Source organism: Rahnella sp. PCH160, assembly GCF_047784855.1.
GTDB lineage: Bacteria > Pseudomonadota > Gammaproteobacteria > Enterobacterales > Enterobacteriaceae > Rahnella.
On sequence record NZ_JBLOGT010000001.1, the window covers coordinates 1,925,284 to 1,942,692 of the forward strand.

Consider the following 17,409-nt stretch of genomic DNA (forward strand, 5'->3'; position numbering starts at 1 on the left):
TACATGATAGACAAAACCGCCTATATACATCCAAGCGCTATTGTTGAAGAAGGCGCCGTTATCGGTGCTGGTGTTCATATCGGTCCTTTCTGTTATGTCGGTTCCCAGGTGGAAATCGGCGAAGGAACTGAGCTTAAATCACACGTAGTTCTTAATGGCGTGACCAAAATCGGTCGCGATAACCGCATCTTCCAGTTCGTTTCCATTGGTGAAATTAACCAGGACCTGAAGTATGCCGGTGAACCAACACGCGTTGAGGTCGGCGATCGCAACAATATTCGTGAGAGCGTGACCATTCATCGTGGAACCGTTCAGGGCGGTAGTCTGACAAAAGTGGGCAGTGATAACCTGTTGATGGTTAACGCGCATATTGCCCATGATTGCGTCATTGGTAATCGCTGTATTTTGGCGAATAATGCGACGCTCGGCGGTCACGTAGAGATCGACGATTTCGCTATCATTGGCGGTATGACCGCAGTGCATCAATTCTGCATCATCGGCGCACACGTTATGGTCGGTGGTTGTTCTGGCGTTGCTCAGGATGTTCCGCCGTTCGTCATCGCGCAGGGTAACCATGCGACACCATTCGGTATCAATATCGAAGGTCTTAAGCGCCGTGGTTTTGAGAAAGCAGATCTGCACGCGATCCGTAATGCGTACAAGTTACTGTACCGCAGCGGAAAAACGCTGGAAGAAGCTCAACCGGAAATCGCCGCTATTGCTGCTGAATTCCCGAAAGCTAAACCTTTCAGTGATTTCTTTAGCCGCTCAACTCGCGGCATTATTCGCTGATCTGCGCTTCGGAAGACAATGCAAAAGCCTGCTCTGACAATTGGCCTGGTGGCCGGTGAAACGTCCGGTGACATTCTTGGCGCCGGGCTGATTCGCGCCCTGAAGAAACATCATCCTGATGCCCGTTTTGTGGGGGTTGCAGGTCCGCTGATGCAAGCAGAGGGATGTGAAGCCTGGTACGAAATGGAAGAGTTGGCAGTGATGGGCGTGGTGGAAGTGTTAGAACGGCTGCCACGCCTGTTGAAAATCCGCAAAGACCTCACACGACGCTTCAGCGAACTTAAACCTGATGTTTTCGTGGGCATTGATGCCCCGGATTTCAACATCACGCTGGAAGGCCGTCTGAAACAGCGCGGTATCCGCACGATTCATTATGTCAGCCCTTCCGTCTGGGCCTGGCGACAAAAACGTGTTTTCAAAATCGGGAAAGCAACCGACTTAGTTTTGGCATTCCTGCCTTTCGAAAAAGCGTTTTACGACAAATTTAACGTTCCCTGCCGTTTCATCGGTCACACGATGGCGGACGCAATGCCTTTGCATCCGGATAAGCATGCGGCCCGCGTATCTCTGGGGATCCCCGATGATGTGCATTGCCTGGCATTATTGCCGGGAAGCCGTCATGCCGAAGTTGAAATGCTCAGTGCGGATTTTTTGAAAACAGCGTTGCAGCTGCGTCAGACATACCCTGATTTGCATATCGTGGTGCCGCTGGTAAATGCTAAGCGCCGAGAGCAATTCGAGCGTATCAAGGCTGAGATTGCACCGGACCTGCCTGCGCATTTGCTGGATGGCAAAGGGCGTGAAGCCATGATTGCCAGCGATGCTGCCCTTCTGGCGTCGGGTACAGCCGCGCTCGAATGTATGCTGGCAAAATGTCCGATGGTGGTGGGTTATCGCATGAAACCCTTCACGTATTGGCTGGCTGAGCGTCTGGTGAAAACCCCTTACGTTTCATTGCCAAACTTGCTGGCAAGACGGGAAATCGTGACTGAATTACTGCAAACCGAATGCGTACCGGAAAAGCTTTCTGTTGCACTTCTGCCTTTACTGGCGGGCGGTGAAAAAAGCGAGGAATTGCGTGCAATCTTCCTGAAATTGCATGAAAGCATTCGTCGTGATGCTGATGAGCAGGCCGCTCAGGCCGTGATGGAGCTGGCAAACCGATGAGTGAATTGTTTGTTTATCCGCAGGCCGTGTGTATTGCCGGTGTGGATGAAGTCGGTCGTGGTCCGCTGGTTGGCGCGGTGGTGACAGCTGCGGTGATCCTCGATCCTGCCAACCCGATTACGGGGCTGGCAGACTCAAAGAAGCTCTCCGAAAAACGTCGCGAAGCGTTATACATCGAAATCAAGGAAAAGGCGCTGGCCTGGAGCCTTGGGCGTGCTGAACCGCATGAAATCGACGAACTCAATATTTTGCATGCCACAATGCTTGCGATGCAGAGAGCCGTCGCCGGTCTGGCACTGACGCCGGATATGGTGCTGATTGATGGCAACCGCTGTCCGAAATTGCCTATGGCCTCTCAGGCTGTGGTGAAAGGCGACAGTAAAGTCGCTGAAATCAGTGCGGCATCTATTCTTGCCAAAGTGACCCGTGATCGCGAAATGGTTGAACTGGATTTGCAGTTCCCTGAATATGGTTTTGCGAAACACAAAGGCTATCCGACGCCGGTGCATCTTGAAAGTCTCGCCCGGCTTGGCGCGACAGCCCACCACCGCCGTAGTTTTGCGCCGGTGAAACGCGCGCTCGGGCTGGCATAGCACGTCTCTTTGTTTATGCCCCAAGCTTTTAATTATAAAATGGTGGGGCACATAAACCCTTAATTCACATATTTCTGGACTCTGGATATGGCCGAACCTCGTTTTATTCATCTGCGCGTACATAGCGACTATTCCATGGTGGATGGCCTCGCGAAAGTGGGTCCGCTGGTGAAATGCGCAGAGTCACTCGGCATGCCTGCTCTGGCTATTACCGACTTCACCAACCTGTGCGGGCTGGTGAAATTCTACGGTGCGGCGCACGGTGCGGGCGTTAAGCCGATTATCGGTGCAGACCTGAATGTCCAAAGTGAAATCCTCGGCGATGAACTCGCGCAACTGACCGTTCTGGCGATGAACAATCAGGGGTATCAGAATCTGACCCTGCTCATTTCCCGTGCTTACCAGCGTGGCTACGGCGCGGCAGGCCCGATTGTTGACCGTGAATGGCTTGCTGAGCTGAACGAAGGGCTGCTCCTGCTTTCTGGCGCGAAAATGGGGGATGTCGGCAAGTTCATGATCCGCGGAAACGATCTGCAGGTTGAGCAATGCCTGGAGTTCTATCAGCAATATTTCCCCGACCGTTATTATCTCGAACTGATCCGCACCGGCCGCGCCGAAGAAGAAAACTATCTGCACGCCGCCGTGGCGCTGGCGACGGCGCGCGGGTTGCCCGTTGTGGCGACCAACGACGTTCGCTTTATGTTGCCGACTGACTTTGACGCTCATGAGATCCGTGTAGCGATCCACGATGGCTTTACGCTTGATGATCCAAAACGTCCGCGAAACTACACCGCGCAGCAATATATGCGCAGTGAAGATGAAATGTGCGAACTGTTTGAAGATATCCCCGAAGCGCTGCAAAACAGCGTGGAAATTGCCAAGCGCTGTAATGTCACGATTCGCCTGGGCGAATATTTCCTGCCGCAATTTCCGACAGGTGAAATGACCACGGCAGATTTCCTGGTCGAAAAATCAAAAATTGGGCTGGAAGAGCGTCTCCAGTCATTGTTCCCGGATCCTGAAGTCCGCGTACAGCGCCGCCCTGAATATGACGAACGTCTGGATATCGAGCTCAAAGTAATCAACCAGATGGGCTTCCCGGGCTACTTCCTGATCGTTATGGAGTTCATCCAGTGGTCGAAAGATAACAGCGTGCCGGTCGGGCCGGGACGCGGTTCCGGTGCAGGTTCACTGGTGGCTTATGCGCTGAAAATCACCGATCTGGATCCGCTTGAGTTCGATCTCCTGTTCGAACGTTTCCTTAATCCTGAACGTGTTTCCATGCCCGACTTTGACGTCGACTTCTGCATGGAAAAACGCGACAGGGTTATCGATCACGTCGCGGAAATGTACGGCCGTGAAGCCGTCTCGCAGATCATTACTTTCGGTACGATGGCGGCGAAAGCGGTCATCCGTGACGTTGGCCGCGTGCTGGGTCATCCCTACGGTTTCGTCGACCGTATCTCAAAATTAGTCCCGCCGGATCCGGGCATGACGCTGGAAAAAGCGTTTGCCGCTGAGCCGCAGTTGCCTGAGATTTATGAAGCGGATGAAGAAGTTAGGTCGCTGATCGATATGGCGCGTCAGCTGGAAGGCGTCACCCGTAATGCCGGTAAACACGCCGGCGGTGTGGTCATCGCGCCGACAAAAATTACCGACTTTGCGCCGCTCTATTGCGATGCCGAAGGTAATCACCCGGTTACACAGTTCGATAAAAACGACGTGGAATACGCCGGGCTGGTGAAGTTCGACTTCCTGGGCCTGCGCACGCTGACGATCATCGACTGGGCGCTGGAAATGATCAACGCCCGCCGCGCCAAAACGGGCGAAGCACCGCTGGATATCGCCGCGATCCCGCTTGATGACAAGAAAAGTTTCGACATGCTGCAACGCTCGGAAACCACAGCGGTTTTCCAGCTTGAATCCCGCGGCATGAAAGATTTGATCAAACGCCTCAAACCCGACAGCTTTGAAGACATGATCGCACTGGTGGCGCTGTTCCGCCCAGGGCCATTACAGTCGGGGATGGTGGATAACTTCATCGACCGTAAACACGGGCGTGAAGAAATTTCTTACCCTGATATTCAGTGGCAGCATGAATCCCTGAAACCGGTACTGGAGCCGACCTACGGCATCATTTTGTACCAGGAACAGGTCATGCAGATTGCGCAGGTTTTGGCGGGTTATTCGCTGGGCGGTGCAGATATGTTACGTCGCGCAATGGGTAAAAAAAACCCGGTCGAGATGGCTAAACAGCGCGGCGGCTTCGAAGATGGCGCAAAATCACGCGGCATTGATGGCGAACTAGCGATTAAAATCTTTGACCTGGTAGAGAAATTTGCCGGTTACGGTTTTAACAAATCCCACTCCGCTGCCTACGCACTGGTGTCATATCAGACGCTGTGGTTGAAAGCGCATTATCCGGCAGAATTTATGGCGGCGGTCATGACCGCTGATATGGATAACACCGAGAAAGTCGTCGGGCTGGTGGATGAATGCTGGCGTATGGGCCTGAAAATCCTGCCGCCGGATATCAACAGCGGTCTGTATCACTTCCACGTCAACGACGAAGGTGAAATCGTTTACGGTATCGGCGCGATAAAAGGCGTGGGTGAGGGCCCGATTGAAGCGATTATTGAAGCGCGTAATGAAGGCGGCTATTTCAAAGAGCTCTTTGATTTGTGCGCGCGGGCCGACGTCAAAAAGCTGAACAAACGTATCCTTGAAAAACTGATTATGTCCGGGGCCTTTGACCGGCTTGGGCCGCACCGTGCCGCGCTGATGAGTTCTCTCAGTGACGCGCTGAAAGCGGCCGATCAGCACGCGAAAGCGGAAGCGATTGGTCAGGTCGATATGTTTGGTGTTCTGGCTGAAGCGCCTGAACAGGTTGAAAAATCTTACGCAAACGTGATGCCGTGGCCAGAGCAAACGGTGCTCGACGGCGAGCGGGAAACGCTCGGCTTGTATCTGACCGGGCATCCGATCACGCAGTATCTGAAAGAAATTGAACGCTATGGCGGTGGCCAGCGTTTGAAAGATATGCACCCGACGGAACGGGGCAAAATGACCGTCGCTGTGGGGCTGGTTCTCGCCGCACGGGTCATGGTCACCAAACGCGGTAACCGCATTGGGATCTGTACTCTCGATGACCGGTCCGGTCGTCTTGAAGTCATGTTGTTCACTGAAGCGTTGGAAAAATTCCAGCATTTATTGGAAAAAGACCGTATCCTTATCGCCACAGGACAGGTCAGCTTTGATGACTTCAGTGGCGGGCTTAAAATGATGGCCCGCGATGTAATGGACATCAGTGAAGCACGGGAAAAATATGCTCGCGGTCTTGCTATCTCGCTGACTGACAGGCAAATTGATGACCAGCTTTTGAACCGTCTCCGCCAATCGTTGGAACCTCACCGATCGGGGACGATACCAGTGCATCTGTATTACCAACGAGAAAATGCAAGAGCCCGGCTGCGATTCGGGGCGTCATGGCGTGTAACGCCAACGGACAAACTGTTGCTGGATTTGCGAGGCCTGGTCGGTAGTGAGCAGGTGGAACTGGAATTTGACTAAAATAGGAATGCTATGAGTCTGAATTTTCTTGATTTTGAACAGCCGATTGCGGAACTGGAAGCGAAAATTGACTCGCTGACTGCAGTCAGCCGTCAAGACGAAAAATTAGATATTAATCTGGACGAAGAAGTTGCACGCTTGCGCGAGAAAAGCGTTGAACTGACCCGTAAGATTTTCTCTGATCTGGGCGCCTGGCAGATTGCCCAACTGGCGCGCCACCCTCGTCGCCCGTATACCCTGGACTACATCAAACATATCTTCACCGATTTTGATGAACTGGCCGGTGACCGTGCATTCGCAGACGATAAAGCTATCGTTGGCGGCATTGCTCGTCTGGGCGAACGTGCTGTGATGATCATTGGTCATCAAAAAGGCCGTGAAACCAAAGAGAAAATCCGCCGTAACTTCGGTATGCCTGCACCGGAAGGTTATCGCAAAGCGTTACGCCTGATGGAAATGGCCGAACGTTTCAAACTGCCAATCATCACATTCATCGATACTCCGGGTGCATACCCTGGTGTGGGTGCAGAAGAACGTGGTCAGTCTGAAGCTATCGCCCGTAATCTGCGCGAAATGTCCCGTCTGAACGTACCCGTTATCTGCACCGTCATCGGTGAAGGTGGCTCCGGTGGTGCTCTGGCCATTGGCGTGGGTGACAAAGTTAACATGCTGCAATACAGCACCTACTCGGTAATTTCACCGGAAGGCTGTGCGTCGATTCTGTGGAAAAGCGCAGATAAAGCCCCTCTGGCAGCGGAAGCAATGGGTATCGTTGCCCCGCGTCTGAAAGAGCTGAAACTGATCGACTCCGTCATCCCGGAACCTTTGGGTGGCGCTCATCGTAACGTCGAAGCGATGGCGGCCTCTCTGCGCGCGCAACTGGAAGCTGACCTCAGCGATCTGGATGCTTTGAGTACTGAAGAGTTGCGTAACCGTCGTTATCAGCGTCTGATGACTTACGGCTACTGCTGATCCAGCCATGTATTGCGTAAAGGCTATGCTCCGGCATAGCCTTTTTTATTGTCCATTTTTGCCTCTCAAATTTTCCTACATTCTTAAATTTCCCTCACTTGCTCGAAACTCAGCGGTAAAGAGTACACAGCGTTCACTAACCGTGTTTCTATAAATGCCCGAGAGACATATAACAGAAGGATTTGTCAGATGAATATTATCGCTATCATGCGCCCGGAAGGGGCCTACTACAAAGAAGAGCCAATCCGCGAACTGGATAGCGCCCTGACGCTTCTCGGATTCCAGATTATTTATCCGCGCGATCGCGCAGACTTACTGAAACTTATCGAAAATAATGCCCGTATCTGCGGGGCGATTTTCGACTGGGACCAGCACAGTGAAGAGCTTTGTACTGAAATCAATGAACTGAATGAATACCTGCCGCTTTATGCGTTTATTAATACGCACTCAACGCTGGATGTTGATGTGAATGAGATGCGCATGGTGCTGTATTTCTTCGAATATGCGCTTGCGGCCTCTGATGATATTGCCAAGCGTATCCGCCAGTACACCGATGAATATATCGATACGATTACCCCGCCGCTGACCAAAGCGCTGTTCACCTATGTGGAAGAGGGCAAATATACCTTCTGCACTCCGGGCCACATGGCGGGGACGGCGTTTTTGAAAAGCCCGGTCGGGACGCTATTTTATGATTTCTTCGGTGCAAAGACCCTGAAAGCGGATGTGTCGATTTCGGTGACGGAACTTGGGTCGCTGCTTGATCACACTGGCCCGCATTTAGAGGCGGAAGAATACATCGCGCGGACGTTTGGGGCAGAGCAAAGCTATATCGTCACTAACGGCACTTCCACGGCAAACAAAATTGTCGGGATGTATGCCGCGCCCGCGGGCAGCACGGTGCTGATTGACCGAAACTGCCACAAATCCCTGACGCATCTGATGATGATGACCAACATTGTGCCGCTGTATTTGCGTCCGAACCGAAATGCCTACGGTATTCTGGGCGGGATCCCGCAGCGGGAATTCACGCGTGAAAGTATTGAAGAGAAAATCGCGCAAACTGAAAACGCCACCTGGCCTGTACATGCGGTGATCACCAATTCCACCTACGACGGGCTGCTTTACAACACGGATTACATTAAAAGCACGCTGGATGTACCGTCGATTCACTTTGATTCTGCGTGGGTGCCTTACACCAACTTCCATCCGATTTATGATGGCAAAAGCGGAATGAGCGGCGAGCGGGTTCCCGGTAAAGTGATTTATGAAACGCAATCGACGCATAAATTGCTGGCTGCGTTCTCTCAGGCTTCGATGATTCACATTAAAGGTGACTATAACGAAAGCACCTTTAATGAAGCCTATATGATGCATACCACCACATCACCGAACTACGGCATTGTGGCGTCGGCAGAAACTGCGGCGGCTATGTTGCGCGGAAATCCCGGACGGCGGCTGATCAACCGTTCTGTGGAACGTGCACTGCATTTTCGCAAAGAGATTCAAAGGCTGCGTGAGGAAACTGACGGCTGGTTCTTTGATATCTGGCAACCTGAACATATTGATGAAGCCGAGTGCTGGCCGCTGAACCCTGATCAAAACTGGCATGGCTTTGCTGATGCGGATACCGACCATATGTATCTGGATCCGATCAAAGTGACGATCCTGACGCCTGGCATGAATGAATCAGGCAAACTCGAAGAAGAGGGGATCCCGGCGGCGCTGGTGGCGAAATTCCTTGATGAGCGTGGCGTAGTGGTGGAGAAAACAGGCCCGTACAATCTGCTTTTCCTGTTCAGCATTGGTATTGATAAAACCAAATCCATGAGCCTGATGCGCGGGCTGACCGATTTCAAACGCAGTTACGATCTTAATCTTCGGGTCAAAAATATGCTTCCGGACCTCTATGCGGAGGATCCGGATTTCTATCGTAATATGCGTATTCAGGATCTGGCTCAGGGGATCCACAAACTGATTGTCCGCCATGATCTTCCCCGTCTGATGATCGAAGCTTTTGATGTGTTGCCTGAAATGAAAATGACGCCGTACGAAATGTTCCAGCATCAGGTTCGCGGGCATATCGATGAGTGCGATATTGACGAACTGATAGGTAAAGTGTCCGCCAATATGATTCTGCCGTATCCACCGGGTGTTCCTGTGGTGATGCCCGGCGAGATGATTACAGAAGAGAGCCGTGCCGTTCTCGATTTTCTGATTATGCTTTGCTCTATTGGTGAGCGTTATCCGGGTTTTGAAACCGATATTCATGGAACCCGCCTCACAGAAGACGGGCGCTACCTGGTAAAAGTTTTAAAACTCCCGGAAGCGGGTTAACAAACCGCCCTCTTCGTGAGTAATGCCGATCAGTTAAGGATCAGTTGAACGATCCAGTGGCTGTGTAAAAATCCAGAAACGTTCTTCGTTTCTGGATTTTTTTTATGCGCATTGCTCAGGCTCTTGAGCTCGTTTCCTGCTACGACTCTACCCGTAACCCTCTGACTTCTCTCGGTGATGTTCTGGATCCCGACCTTGTCTCCCGCTGTCTGGCCGAGTCAGGTTCCGTCACGCTGCGTAAACGCCGTCTCCCGTTGGAAATGATGGTCTGGTGCATCATTGGCATGGCGCTCGAACGCGAAGAACCCCTCCACCAAATCGTGAACCGTCTGGATATTATGCTCCCCGGCAACCGGCCCTTCGTTGCCCCAAGCGCCGTTATCCAGGCCCGCCAGCGCCTGGGAAGTGATGCCGTTCGCCGCGTGTTTACCCAAACGGCACAGGTGTGGCACAACTCCGTCACCCATCCACACTGGTGTGGTCTGACATTACTGGCGGTGGACGGTGTCGTCTGGCGAACCCAGGATACACCAGAAAATGATGTGGCTTTCCCGCGACAGACCTATGCCGGGCAACCGGGGCTTTATCCGCAGGTGAAAATGGTCTGCCAGATGGAACTGACCAGCCACCTGCTTACGGCTGCCGCCTTCGGTACGATGAAAGAAAGCGAATATACGCTGGCAGAAAAACTGATAGAACAAACAGGCGATAACACACTGACTTTACTCGATAAAGGTTATTATTCTCTGGGGCTGCTGAATGCCTGGCATCAGGCGGGAGAGAGCCGTCACTGGATGATCCCGTTGAAAAAAGGAGCGCAGTACGAAGAGGTGCGAAAACTCGGTAAAGGCGATCATCTGATAAGGATGAAAACCAGTCCTCAGGCCCGGAAAAAGTGGCCTGATCTGGGGGAGGAAATGACGGCTCGCCTTCTGACGTTTACCCGTAAAGGCAAAGTCTGCCATCTGCTGACCTCAATGACAGATGCCATGCGGTACCCGGGGGGGAAATGGCCGATCTCTACGGCCACCGTTGGGAAATCGAACTGGGTTATCGTGAAATTAAGCAGACGATGTTACTGAGTCGGTTAACGCTGAGAAGTAAAAAACCAGAACTTGTCGAGCAGGAGTTATGGGGGGTATTACTAGCCTATAATCTTGTTCGTTATCAGATGATTAAGATGTCTAAAACCCTAAAGGGTTACTGGCCGAATCAGCTAAGCTTCTCAGACTCGTGCAGTCTGGTGATGAGGATGTTAATGACGCTTCAGGGCGCATCTCCGGGCCGGATCCCCGAACTGTTGCGTAATCTGGAGAGTATGGCGCAGATGGTGAAGCTGCCGATAAGAAGAGAAAGGGCCTTTCCGAGAGTGGTGAAGGAAAGACCCCGGAAGTATCCAAAAGCACAGGAAAAAAGCCAGTCAGTTGCTTAACTGACTGGCATTACCCTCTTCGTGAGGGCTTTTTATTGACGTCTGCAAACACCCTGAGTAACGTGCACAGCAGGAATTAACAGGAAATCATCATGCTTAATCTTCGCCAGATTCATCACATCGCGGTCATTGGTTCCGACTATCAGGCCAGCAAACATTTCTATTGCGATATTCTGGGCTTTACGCTGCTTGGCGAGTTTTACCGTGAAGAACGTAATTCCTGGAAAGCCGATCTGGCACTGAACGGTCAGTACACAATTGAACTGTTCAGTTTCCCCAATCCGCCTGCGCGGCCAAGTCGGCCTGAATCTTGTGGTTTGCGCCATCTGGCATTCAGCGTCGAAGATATCGGGCAGTCCGTCAGTGCGCTGAACGAAGCCGGTGTAGTTTGCGAACCGGTGAGAACCGATCCTTATACCGGCAAACAGTTTACCTTTTTCACCGATCCCGACGGCCTGCCGTTAGAGCTTTACGAGTCGCGGTAATCTCATGAATCCTCATCGGTCAGCATTATTACTGGCAGAGCATCTGCGCAATAAAATAGGTCATGCACGGAAACTTTGCGTGGCGTTCAGTGGTGGCCTGGATTCAACCGTTTTGCTGGCGGGTCTTGCGCAGTTGAGGGACGACCAGCTCCCGGATATTCAGCTGCGGGCGTTGCATGTGCATCACGGATTAAGTCAGTTTGCGGATCACTGGGCGACACATTGCCATGATTTTTGCCAGCACCGCAATATCGGTCTGTCCGTCATAAAGGTTCAGGTCAACGCTCAGGATGGCGGGATTGAAGCGGCGGCAAGAGCCGCGCGCTATCAGGCATTTTCAGCACAGTTGGAAGAGGGCGAAGTATTACTGACGGCGCAGCATCTAAACGATCAGTGTGAGACGTTTTTGCTGGCACTTAAACGCGGCAGTGGCCCTGCGGGTTTGTCGTCGATGAGCGCGGACAGTATGGGGCTGGGTTATCGCCTGTTGCGGCCGTTGCTCGATCTCAGCCGTGATCAGCTTGAGGAATACGCAGATCAACACCAACTGACGTGGGTTGAGGATGACAGCAACGGTGACGACCGTTTTGATCGTAATTTTCTGCGACTCGATATTCTCCCTTCGTTCTATGCGCGCTGGCCACACTTTGCGCAATCGACCGCCCGCAGTGCTTCGTTATGTGCGGAACAGGAATCCCTTCTTGATGAACTGCTCAATGAGTCCCTGATTGCGTTAACAGATGAACAGGGGAGCTTGTCTGTTGAGGGCATAGAAGGTTTTTCGCCAGCAAGGCGCTCTGCGTTATTGCGCCGCTGGCTGGCTGGTCGGGGAGCAAAAATGCCTTCCCGCGAGCAGTTGCAGAGGATTTGGGATGAGGTTGCGATGAGCCGTGAAGATGCAAAGGCGCAACTTCAGCTTGGGAATCTATCGGTACGGCGATTTCGGCAGCGGCTGTACCTTCTGCCCCAATATTCGTCACTTAAAGATCAGGTCATCAGTTGGGATCCCGCTGACATGTTGCTGCTGCCAGATGATCTGGGTGTTTTATCTGTTTCTCTGGATCTGGCTGATGATGGTGAAAACTGCGTTATCCGTCAGCCGCGTGACGGGGAAACGATCACCGTTCGTTTTCATGCTCAGGGGATGATCGAAAAGTTCGGGCGCGATCGGGCTCGTCAGGCAAAAAAACTGTGGTATGAGTTAGGTGTTCCTCCCTGGCAACGGGATCGCATTCCGCTGATTTATTACAATGAACAGCTTATTGCCGCAGCCGGCTGGTTTATCACCCGTCAGGCACTGGCTGAAAATAACGAAGGGCAATGGTCGCTGGTGTGGTCGGTTGCTCAATAAAATAGAAAGCGGTTCATGTCGGGAGTTTTCATGCTGGGAGTTCTGATGCGTGCGGTTGCAGGAGTATTGGCGCTGATGTTAGTGAGTTCACCGGTTCTGGCACAGGGAAACAGCGCTGATGGTCAGTCAAAATCGGCAAGTTGTGCTTCTTGCCACGGCACAAAGGGCAGAGCGGTGAACGTCATTTACCCTAATCTCGCCGGGCAAAATGAAGATTATCTGGCGCTGGCGCTGCACGCTTATCAGAAAGGAGAACGCAGCGGCGGGCAGGCGGGCGTCATGCAGGCATTTACGTCGTCATTGTCTGAGCAGGATATCAGTGATCTGGCTGCCTACTATGCCAGTCTTACGCCGCTTAAATAGGGCTGATGCAGAAATGCAAACGGGCAACCCTGAGATTGCCCGTTAAGTCATATTGACGGAGGTTATCGCTTACTCGGCGCTCACAACCACCGTGCCAATTTCCGGATGGCTAAAGCTTTCAATATGATCAAGCCGTAGATCGCGTTGTTCTCCGCTGGCCTCGACCACCAGATACTCCACTTTCTTGCGCATTAACAGATCTTTGGCTTTTGCCTCAACGACTTCTCCGCTACGCAGCTTCAGCGTCAAAACCAGGTGATGCTGGCAGGCGAGCTCGAGATTATCGTAGTCATCACAATTGATGGGTTGGTACTCATCATTCATCGACATAATCGCTCACCAATAAGTTGGCGGCGGCGTAGGCCGCCTGGTCCCTGACGGAAGACGGAAGATCAGCATTCGCTGCCACTTCGTCCAATGCTCTCAATACACAACCCAACGCATCGGGCACATATCCGAGATCGCCGCTGGCGATTTCAGAATATTTACGGCGTACCAATTCACAGTATTGTTGCATAAGTTCTCCCTAAAAAGCGTATCCCTCTGAGGAAAGCGCAGAAAGATAAACTCTCAGTATTAAACGACTATAGCACAGGAGAGTGTGAGTTATTAGCAGGCCTGTAAAGGTAAATCGTTTGCGTACAGCCTTTATTCAGAACGTCCTTCGGGTGAAAACTGGTTTAGGCAAGATGCTTTCAAGTACACTGTGCGTCTGATATCAAGAGGTTTCCCATGGCACTAAAAGCAACAATTTATAAAGCAGCAATCAACATTGCTGATATGGATCGTAATTTCTTTCATGATGCCAACCTGACTTTGGCTCAGCATCCTTCAGAAACAGAACAACGAATGATGTTGCGTCTGCTGGCCTGGATTTATCATGCCGATGAACGACTGACTTTTACCCGTGGACTCAGTGCGGAAGATGAACCCGAAATCTGGCGTAAAAACGATCATAACGGTATCGAATTATGGGTTGAATTAGGGTTGCCTGATGAGAAGCGCCTGAAAAAGGCTTGCAACCAATCGCGTGAAGTCGTGCTTTACGCTTATGGTGAGCGAGCGGCGAAAGTCTGGTGGTCACAAATAGAAGGGAAAGTCAGAGGTTTTAACAACCTTCGCATCCGTTATTTAGAAGATGAACTCCTGACTCAGCTAACCGCTTTTGGCAGCCGTACCATGGATTTACAGGCAACGTTACAGGACGGAACTATTTGGCTTTCCGACGCTCAGAGTAATTTGGAAATTCATTTTTCTGAATGGAAAGAGTTTGCCGGAAACGACGGAAGGTAATCAGTGTGCTAATCCTTTCCGGAAAGCTGGAAATCCCTGACAGCGAAATTGAATTAACGGCGATCCGCGCTCAGGGAAATGGTGGTCAGAACGTCAATAAAACATCAACGGCGATCCATTTACGCTTTGATATTAAAGCGTCGAGTTTGCCAGAATATTATAAAGAGCGGTTACTGGCATTCAATCACCACTCTATTACTGCCGACGGTTGGGTCGTCATTAAAGCCCAGGAATACCGGAGCCAGGAACAGAACCGCGAAGCCGCTGTGGCCCGGCTGAGTGCGTTGATTTCGCAGGCGATGGTAGTGGAAAAACCTCGCCGGGCGACGAAGCCAACCAAAGGGTCCAAAATTCGCCGCGTAGAAGGTAAAGTGCGCAAAGGTGCCACAAAAGCATTACGAGGCAAAATTCGTCAGTCTTAAATCGTGTTGCCAGACGGTATTTCGCAGCACAAAGAAAAAGCAGTAGGGGAGAAACTGTGAAAAAAATCATTATCACGGCAGTGCTGGCGCTCGGGGCGCTGTCACTGTTCGGCTGCCATACCGCTGCCTTCAATCATGAAAAACCGCTTCAGGCGATGCAGCAAAGTTACAGTGGTGTTCTGCCTTGTGCAGATTGCAGCGGCTTAAAAACCTCATTGTTCCTGCAACAGGACGGGACTTATATCCTGCAGGAAGTGTATCAGGGCAGTAAAGAGGGCGATCAAAGCTTTGCCACTTATGGCCGCTGGGCGCGTACTGCGGATAAGCTGGTGCTGACCGACAGTCGTGGTGAGAAGCGCTATTTCCACCCGAAAGATGAAAATCTTGAAATGCTCGATCAGCGCGGGGAGCCGATCGTTTCCTCATTTAACTATACGCTGAAGCCTGTGCAGCAGAACTTGCCGAAAACGCCGATGGCACTGACCGGCATGATGCAATACAGCGCCGATACGGCCTCTTTCAAAGATTGTGCAACGGGTAATATTTTCCCGATGTCCGCCAATAAAACGCTGGAAGCCGGTTATCTTGCTGCGCGTAAAGCGCCGAACCAGCTGGTCTTCATCTCGATGGACGGTCATTTTATGACAGAACCGTCAATGGAAGAGGGGCAGATGCAACGGGCGGTTGTTGCGGATAAGAATATCAGTTTTGATGCCAACAAAGTTTGCCCTTAGGCCTTACGCTTTTACTGAACACCACAAACAAAAATGCCCGCGCGATGCGGGCATTTTTATGGGCGAACATTTGTCACTAAAACATTAACGCGGGATCTGGCTCAGCAGATATTCAACAATATCGCCTTGCTTGATCATTTGTTTTTCACCGCTGCGACGGTTTTTGTATTCCAGCTCTTCAGCGTCCAGATTACGATCACCAATCACGACGTGGTGTGGAACACCGATCAGTTCCATGTCTGCGAACATGACGCCCGGACGTTCTTTACGATCGTCTAGGATCACATCAATACCGTGAGAACGCAGTTCTTTGTACAACGCTTCCGCCGCATCTTTCACTCGGAAAGATTTGTGCATATTCATTGGCAGAATAGCGACCTGGAACGGTGCGATAGCGTCCGGCCAGATAATTCCGCGGTCATCGTGGTTCTGTTCGATCGCCGCAGCCACCACACGAGTCACCCCGATACCGTAACAACCCATGGTCATGACCTGGTTACGGCCATCTTCGCCCTGAACTGTCGCGTTCATCGCTTCTGAATATTTAGTGCCCAGCTGGAAGATGTGACCGACTTCGATACCGCGTTTAATGACCAGCGTACCCTGACCATCCGGGCTTGGATCGCCGGCAACCACGTTACGGATATCCGCCACTTCCGGCAACGCAACATCGCGATCCCAGTTAATGCCAAAGTAATGCTTACCGTCGATGTTTGCCCCGGCACTGAAATCGCTCATTGCGGCGACGGTGCGGTCAGCAATTACTGGCATTGGCAGATTAACCGGACCGAGTGACCCCGGGCCAGCTGCAACGATTTCACGGATTTCTGCTTCAGTTGCGAAAGTCAGCGGAGCAGCAACTTGCGGCAGTTTTTCAGCTTTGATTTCGTTCAGTTCATGATCACCACGAACCAGCAGAGCAACCAGTTTATGACCACTTTCAGCAGTCGCGTGTACCATCAGGGTTTTCACGGTTTTCTCAACCGGAACCTGGAACTGTTCTGTCAGTTCAGCGATGGTTTTTGCATCCGGTGTTTCCACCACACGCATTTCCTGCGTTGCGGCAGCCCGAGGTGCAGCCGGAGCCAGCGCTTCTGCGAATTCGATGTTTGCTGCGAAATCTGAAGAATCAGAGAACACCACGTCATCTTCACCGCTTTGCGCCAGTACCTGGAATTCATGGGACGCACTGCCACCGATAGAACCGGTATCTGCCAGCACAGCACGGAAATCCAGACCCATACGGCTGAAGATTTGACTGTAGGCCGCATACATCGCGTCGTAAGTTTCCTGAAGAGATTCCTGCGTCGTGTGGAACGAGTAGGCATCTTTCATCAGGAATTCACGCGAGCGCATAACACCAAAACGCGGGCGAACCTCGTCACGGAATTTTGTCTGGATCTGGAAGAAATTCAGCGGCAGTTGCTTATAAGAGCTGACTTCGTTGCGGATCAGATCCGTGATGACTTCTTCATGGGTTGGACCCAGAACGAATGGACGGTCGCCACGGTCAACAAAACGCAACAGTTCCGGACCGTATTGTTCCCAACGTCCACTCTCCTGCCACAGATCAGCGGGCTGAACCACTGGCATCGACATTTCAATGGCGTTCGCGTTGTTCATTTCTTCGCGCACGATGTTTTCAACTTTTTTGAGAACACGTAAGCCTGTCGGCAACCAGGTGTAAAGGCCGGAGGCCAGTTTGCGGATCATACCTGCGCGAAGCATCAGCTGGTGGCTGATGACTTCTGCGTCGGCTGGCGTCTCTTTGAGTGTAGAGAGCAGATATTGAGTAGTACGCATGATGTGTTGGTTCCGTTAGCACTGCAAATTGCAATCGGGCTGCCAGTGGCAGCCAAAACGTGAAAAGTGGCTTAGTTTACCAGCGAGTTGGTGTT

At 51.7% G+C, this 17,409-nt stretch carries 15 protein-coding genes and 1 pseudogene; 13 read left to right on the forward strand and 3 right to left on the reverse strand.

Translation table 11 applies throughout. The features are described from left to right. Positions 1 to 3 precede the first annotated feature (3 nt). The 10 genes and pseudogenes from lpxA to ACM5QY_RS09015 all read left to right on the forward strand — a co-directional run bounded on the left by lpxA (position 4) and on the right by ACM5QY_RS09015 (position 13,062). A complete protein-coding gene (lpxA, locus tag ACM5QY_RS08970; RefSeq protein ID WP_104924632.1) occupies positions 4 to 792 on the forward strand; it encodes an acyl-ACP--UDP-N-acetylglucosamine O-acyltransferase in 789 nt (262 codons plus the stop codon). Positions 793 to 810: 18 nt separating this feature from the next. Beyond that, positions 811 to 1,959, forward strand: coding sequence for a lipid-A-disaccharide synthase (gene lpxB, locus ACM5QY_RS08975; RefSeq protein ID WP_416120280.1), 1,149 nt, complete (start codon positions 811 to 813; stop codon positions 1,957 to 1,959). Then, on the forward strand, positions 1,956 to 2,552 hold the full coding sequence (gene rnhB, locus ACM5QY_RS08980) for a ribonuclease HII (RefSeq protein ID WP_416120282.1): 597 nt from the start codon (positions 1,956 to 1,958) through the stop codon (positions 2,550 to 2,552). The genes lpxB and rnhB overlap by 4 nt, the downstream gene beginning before the upstream one ends. Before the next feature lie 87 nt (positions 2,553 to 2,639). Then, on the forward strand, positions 2,640 to 6,122 hold the full coding sequence (dnaE, locus tag ACM5QY_RS08985; protein ID WP_416120284.1) for a DNA polymerase III subunit alpha: 3,483 nt from the start codon (positions 2,640 to 2,642) through the stop codon (positions 6,120 to 6,122). A 12-nt stretch (positions 6,123 to 6,134) separates the two neighbouring features. Next, complete coding sequence (accA, locus tag ACM5QY_RS08990; RefSeq protein ID WP_416120286.1) at positions 6,135 to 7,094, forward strand: acetyl-CoA carboxylase carboxyl transferase subunit alpha; 960 nt, start codon at positions 6,135 to 6,137, stop codon at positions 7,092 to 7,094. 189 nt (positions 7,095 to 7,283) lie between these two features. Continuing rightward, positions 7,284 to 9,431 (forward strand): lysine decarboxylase LdcC, encoded by a 2,148-nt coding sequence (locus tag ACM5QY_RS08995; protein WP_416120288.1) that lies wholly within the window; start codon positions 7,284 to 7,286, stop codon positions 9,429 to 9,431. Positions 9,432 to 9,535: 104 nt separating this feature from the next. Further along, positions 9,536 to 10,863: pseudogene (locus ACM5QY_RS09000) on the forward strand (IS4 family transposase). A gap of 92 nt (positions 10,864 to 10,955) precedes the next feature. Then, positions 10,956 to 11,348, forward strand: a complete 393-nt coding sequence (locus ACM5QY_RS09005; protein WP_416120290.1) for a VOC family protein — start codon at positions 10,956 to 10,958, stop codon at positions 11,346 to 11,348. Positions 11,349 to 11,352: 4 nt separating this feature from the next. Beyond that, entirely contained in the window at positions 11,353 to 12,699 is a 1,347-nt protein-coding gene (tilS, locus tag ACM5QY_RS09010) for a tRNA lysidine(34) synthetase TilS (RefSeq protein WP_416120292.1), read from the forward strand. Between the two features lie 30 nt (positions 12,700 to 12,729). Further along, a complete protein-coding gene (locus tag ACM5QY_RS09015; protein WP_416120294.1) occupies positions 12,730 to 13,062 on the forward strand; it encodes a c-type cytochrome in 333 nt (110 codons plus the stop codon). A 69-nt stretch (positions 13,063 to 13,131) separates the two neighbouring features. Here ACM5QY_RS09015 and rof read toward each other — a convergent pair whose 3' ends face one another. Next, positions 13,132 to 13,392, reverse strand: a complete 261-nt coding sequence (gene rof / locus ACM5QY_RS09020; protein ID WP_101079200.1) for a Rho-binding antiterminator — start codon at positions 13,390 to 13,392, stop codon at positions 13,132 to 13,134. Then, on the reverse strand, positions 13,379 to 13,579 hold the full coding sequence (locus ACM5QY_RS09025) for a YaeP family protein (RefSeq protein ID WP_416120297.1): 201 nt from the start codon (positions 13,577 to 13,579) through the stop codon (positions 13,379 to 13,381). Before ACM5QY_RS09025 ends, rof begins: the two co-directional genes overlap by 14 nt. Before the next feature lie 215 nt (positions 13,580 to 13,794). Here ACM5QY_RS09025 and ACM5QY_RS09030 point away from each other — a divergent pair, with 215 nt between their 5' ends. The 3 genes from ACM5QY_RS09030 to nlpE are packed head-to-tail and all read left to right on the forward strand — an operon-like array spanning position 13,795 to position 15,511. Continuing rightward, on the forward strand, positions 13,795 to 14,355 hold the full coding sequence (locus ACM5QY_RS09030) for a YaeQ family protein (RefSeq protein ID WP_416120298.1): 561 nt from the start codon (positions 13,795 to 13,797) through the stop codon (positions 14,353 to 14,355). Further along, complete coding sequence (arfB, locus tag ACM5QY_RS09035; RefSeq protein WP_416120300.1) at positions 14,322 to 14,777, forward strand: alternative ribosome rescue aminoacyl-tRNA hydrolase ArfB; 456 nt, start codon at positions 14,322 to 14,324, stop codon at positions 14,775 to 14,777. The genes ACM5QY_RS09030 and arfB overlap by 34 nt, the downstream gene beginning before the upstream one ends. Before the next feature lie 56 nt (positions 14,778 to 14,833). Next, positions 14,834 to 15,511 (forward strand): envelope stress response activation lipoprotein NlpE, encoded by a 678-nt coding sequence (nlpE, locus tag ACM5QY_RS09040; RefSeq protein WP_416120301.1) that lies wholly within the window; start codon positions 14,834 to 14,836, stop codon positions 15,509 to 15,511. A gap of 84 nt (positions 15,512 to 15,595) precedes the next feature. Here nlpE and proS read toward each other — a convergent pair whose 3' ends face one another. Next, a complete protein-coding gene (gene proS / locus ACM5QY_RS09045) occupies positions 15,596 to 17,314 on the reverse strand; it encodes a proline--tRNA ligase (protein ID WP_416120302.1) in 1,719 nt (572 codons plus the stop codon). Positions 17,315 to 17,409: the final 95 nt, after the last annotated feature.

Coding starts and splice junctions, on each gene's coding strand:
- tilS (WP_416120292.1), top strand. CDS start 11,353: ATGAATCCTCATCGGTCAGCATTATTACTGGCAGAGCATCTGCGCAAT.
- arfB (WP_416120300.1), top strand. CDS start 14,322: ATGGAAAGAGTTTGCCGGAAACGACGGAAGGTAATCAGTGTGCTAATC.
- proS (WP_416120302.1), bottom strand. CDS start 17,314: ATGCGTACTACTCAATATCTGCTCTCTACACTCAAAGAGACGCCAGCC.
- ACM5QY_RS09030 (WP_416120298.1), top strand. CDS start 13,795: ATGGCACTAAAAGCAACAATTTATAAAGCAGCAATCAACATTGCTGAT.
- rnhB (WP_416120282.1), top strand. CDS start 1,956: ATGAGTGAATTGTTTGTTTATCCGCAGGCCGTGTGTATTGCCGGTGTG.
- lpxB (WP_416120280.1), top strand. CDS start 811: ATGCAAAAGCCTGCTCTGACAATTGGCCTGGTGGCCGGTGAAACGTCC.
- ACM5QY_RS08995 (WP_416120288.1), top strand. CDS start 7,284: ATGAATATTATCGCTATCATGCGCCCGGAAGGGGCCTACTACAAAGAA.
- ACM5QY_RS09015 (WP_416120294.1), top strand. CDS start 12,730: ATGCTGGGAGTTCTGATGCGTGCGGTTGCAGGAGTATTGGCGCTGATG.
- lpxA (WP_104924632.1), top strand. CDS start 4: ATGATAGACAAAACCGCCTATATACATCCAAGCGCTATTGTTGAAGAA.
- rof (WP_101079200.1), bottom strand. CDS start 13,392: ATGTCGATGAATGATGAGTACCAACCCATCAATTGTGATGACTACGAT.
- ACM5QY_RS09005 (WP_416120290.1), top strand. CDS start 10,956: ATGCTTAATCTTCGCCAGATTCATCACATCGCGGTCATTGGTTCCGAC.
- accA (WP_416120286.1), top strand. CDS start 6,135: ATGAGTCTGAATTTTCTTGATTTTGAACAGCCGATTGCGGAACTGGAA.
- ACM5QY_RS09025 (WP_416120297.1), bottom strand. CDS start 13,579: ATGCAACAATACTGTGAATTGGTACGCCGTAAATATTCTGAAATCGCC.
- dnaE (WP_416120284.1), top strand. CDS start 2,640: ATGGCCGAACCTCGTTTTATTCATCTGCGCGTACATAGCGACTATTCC.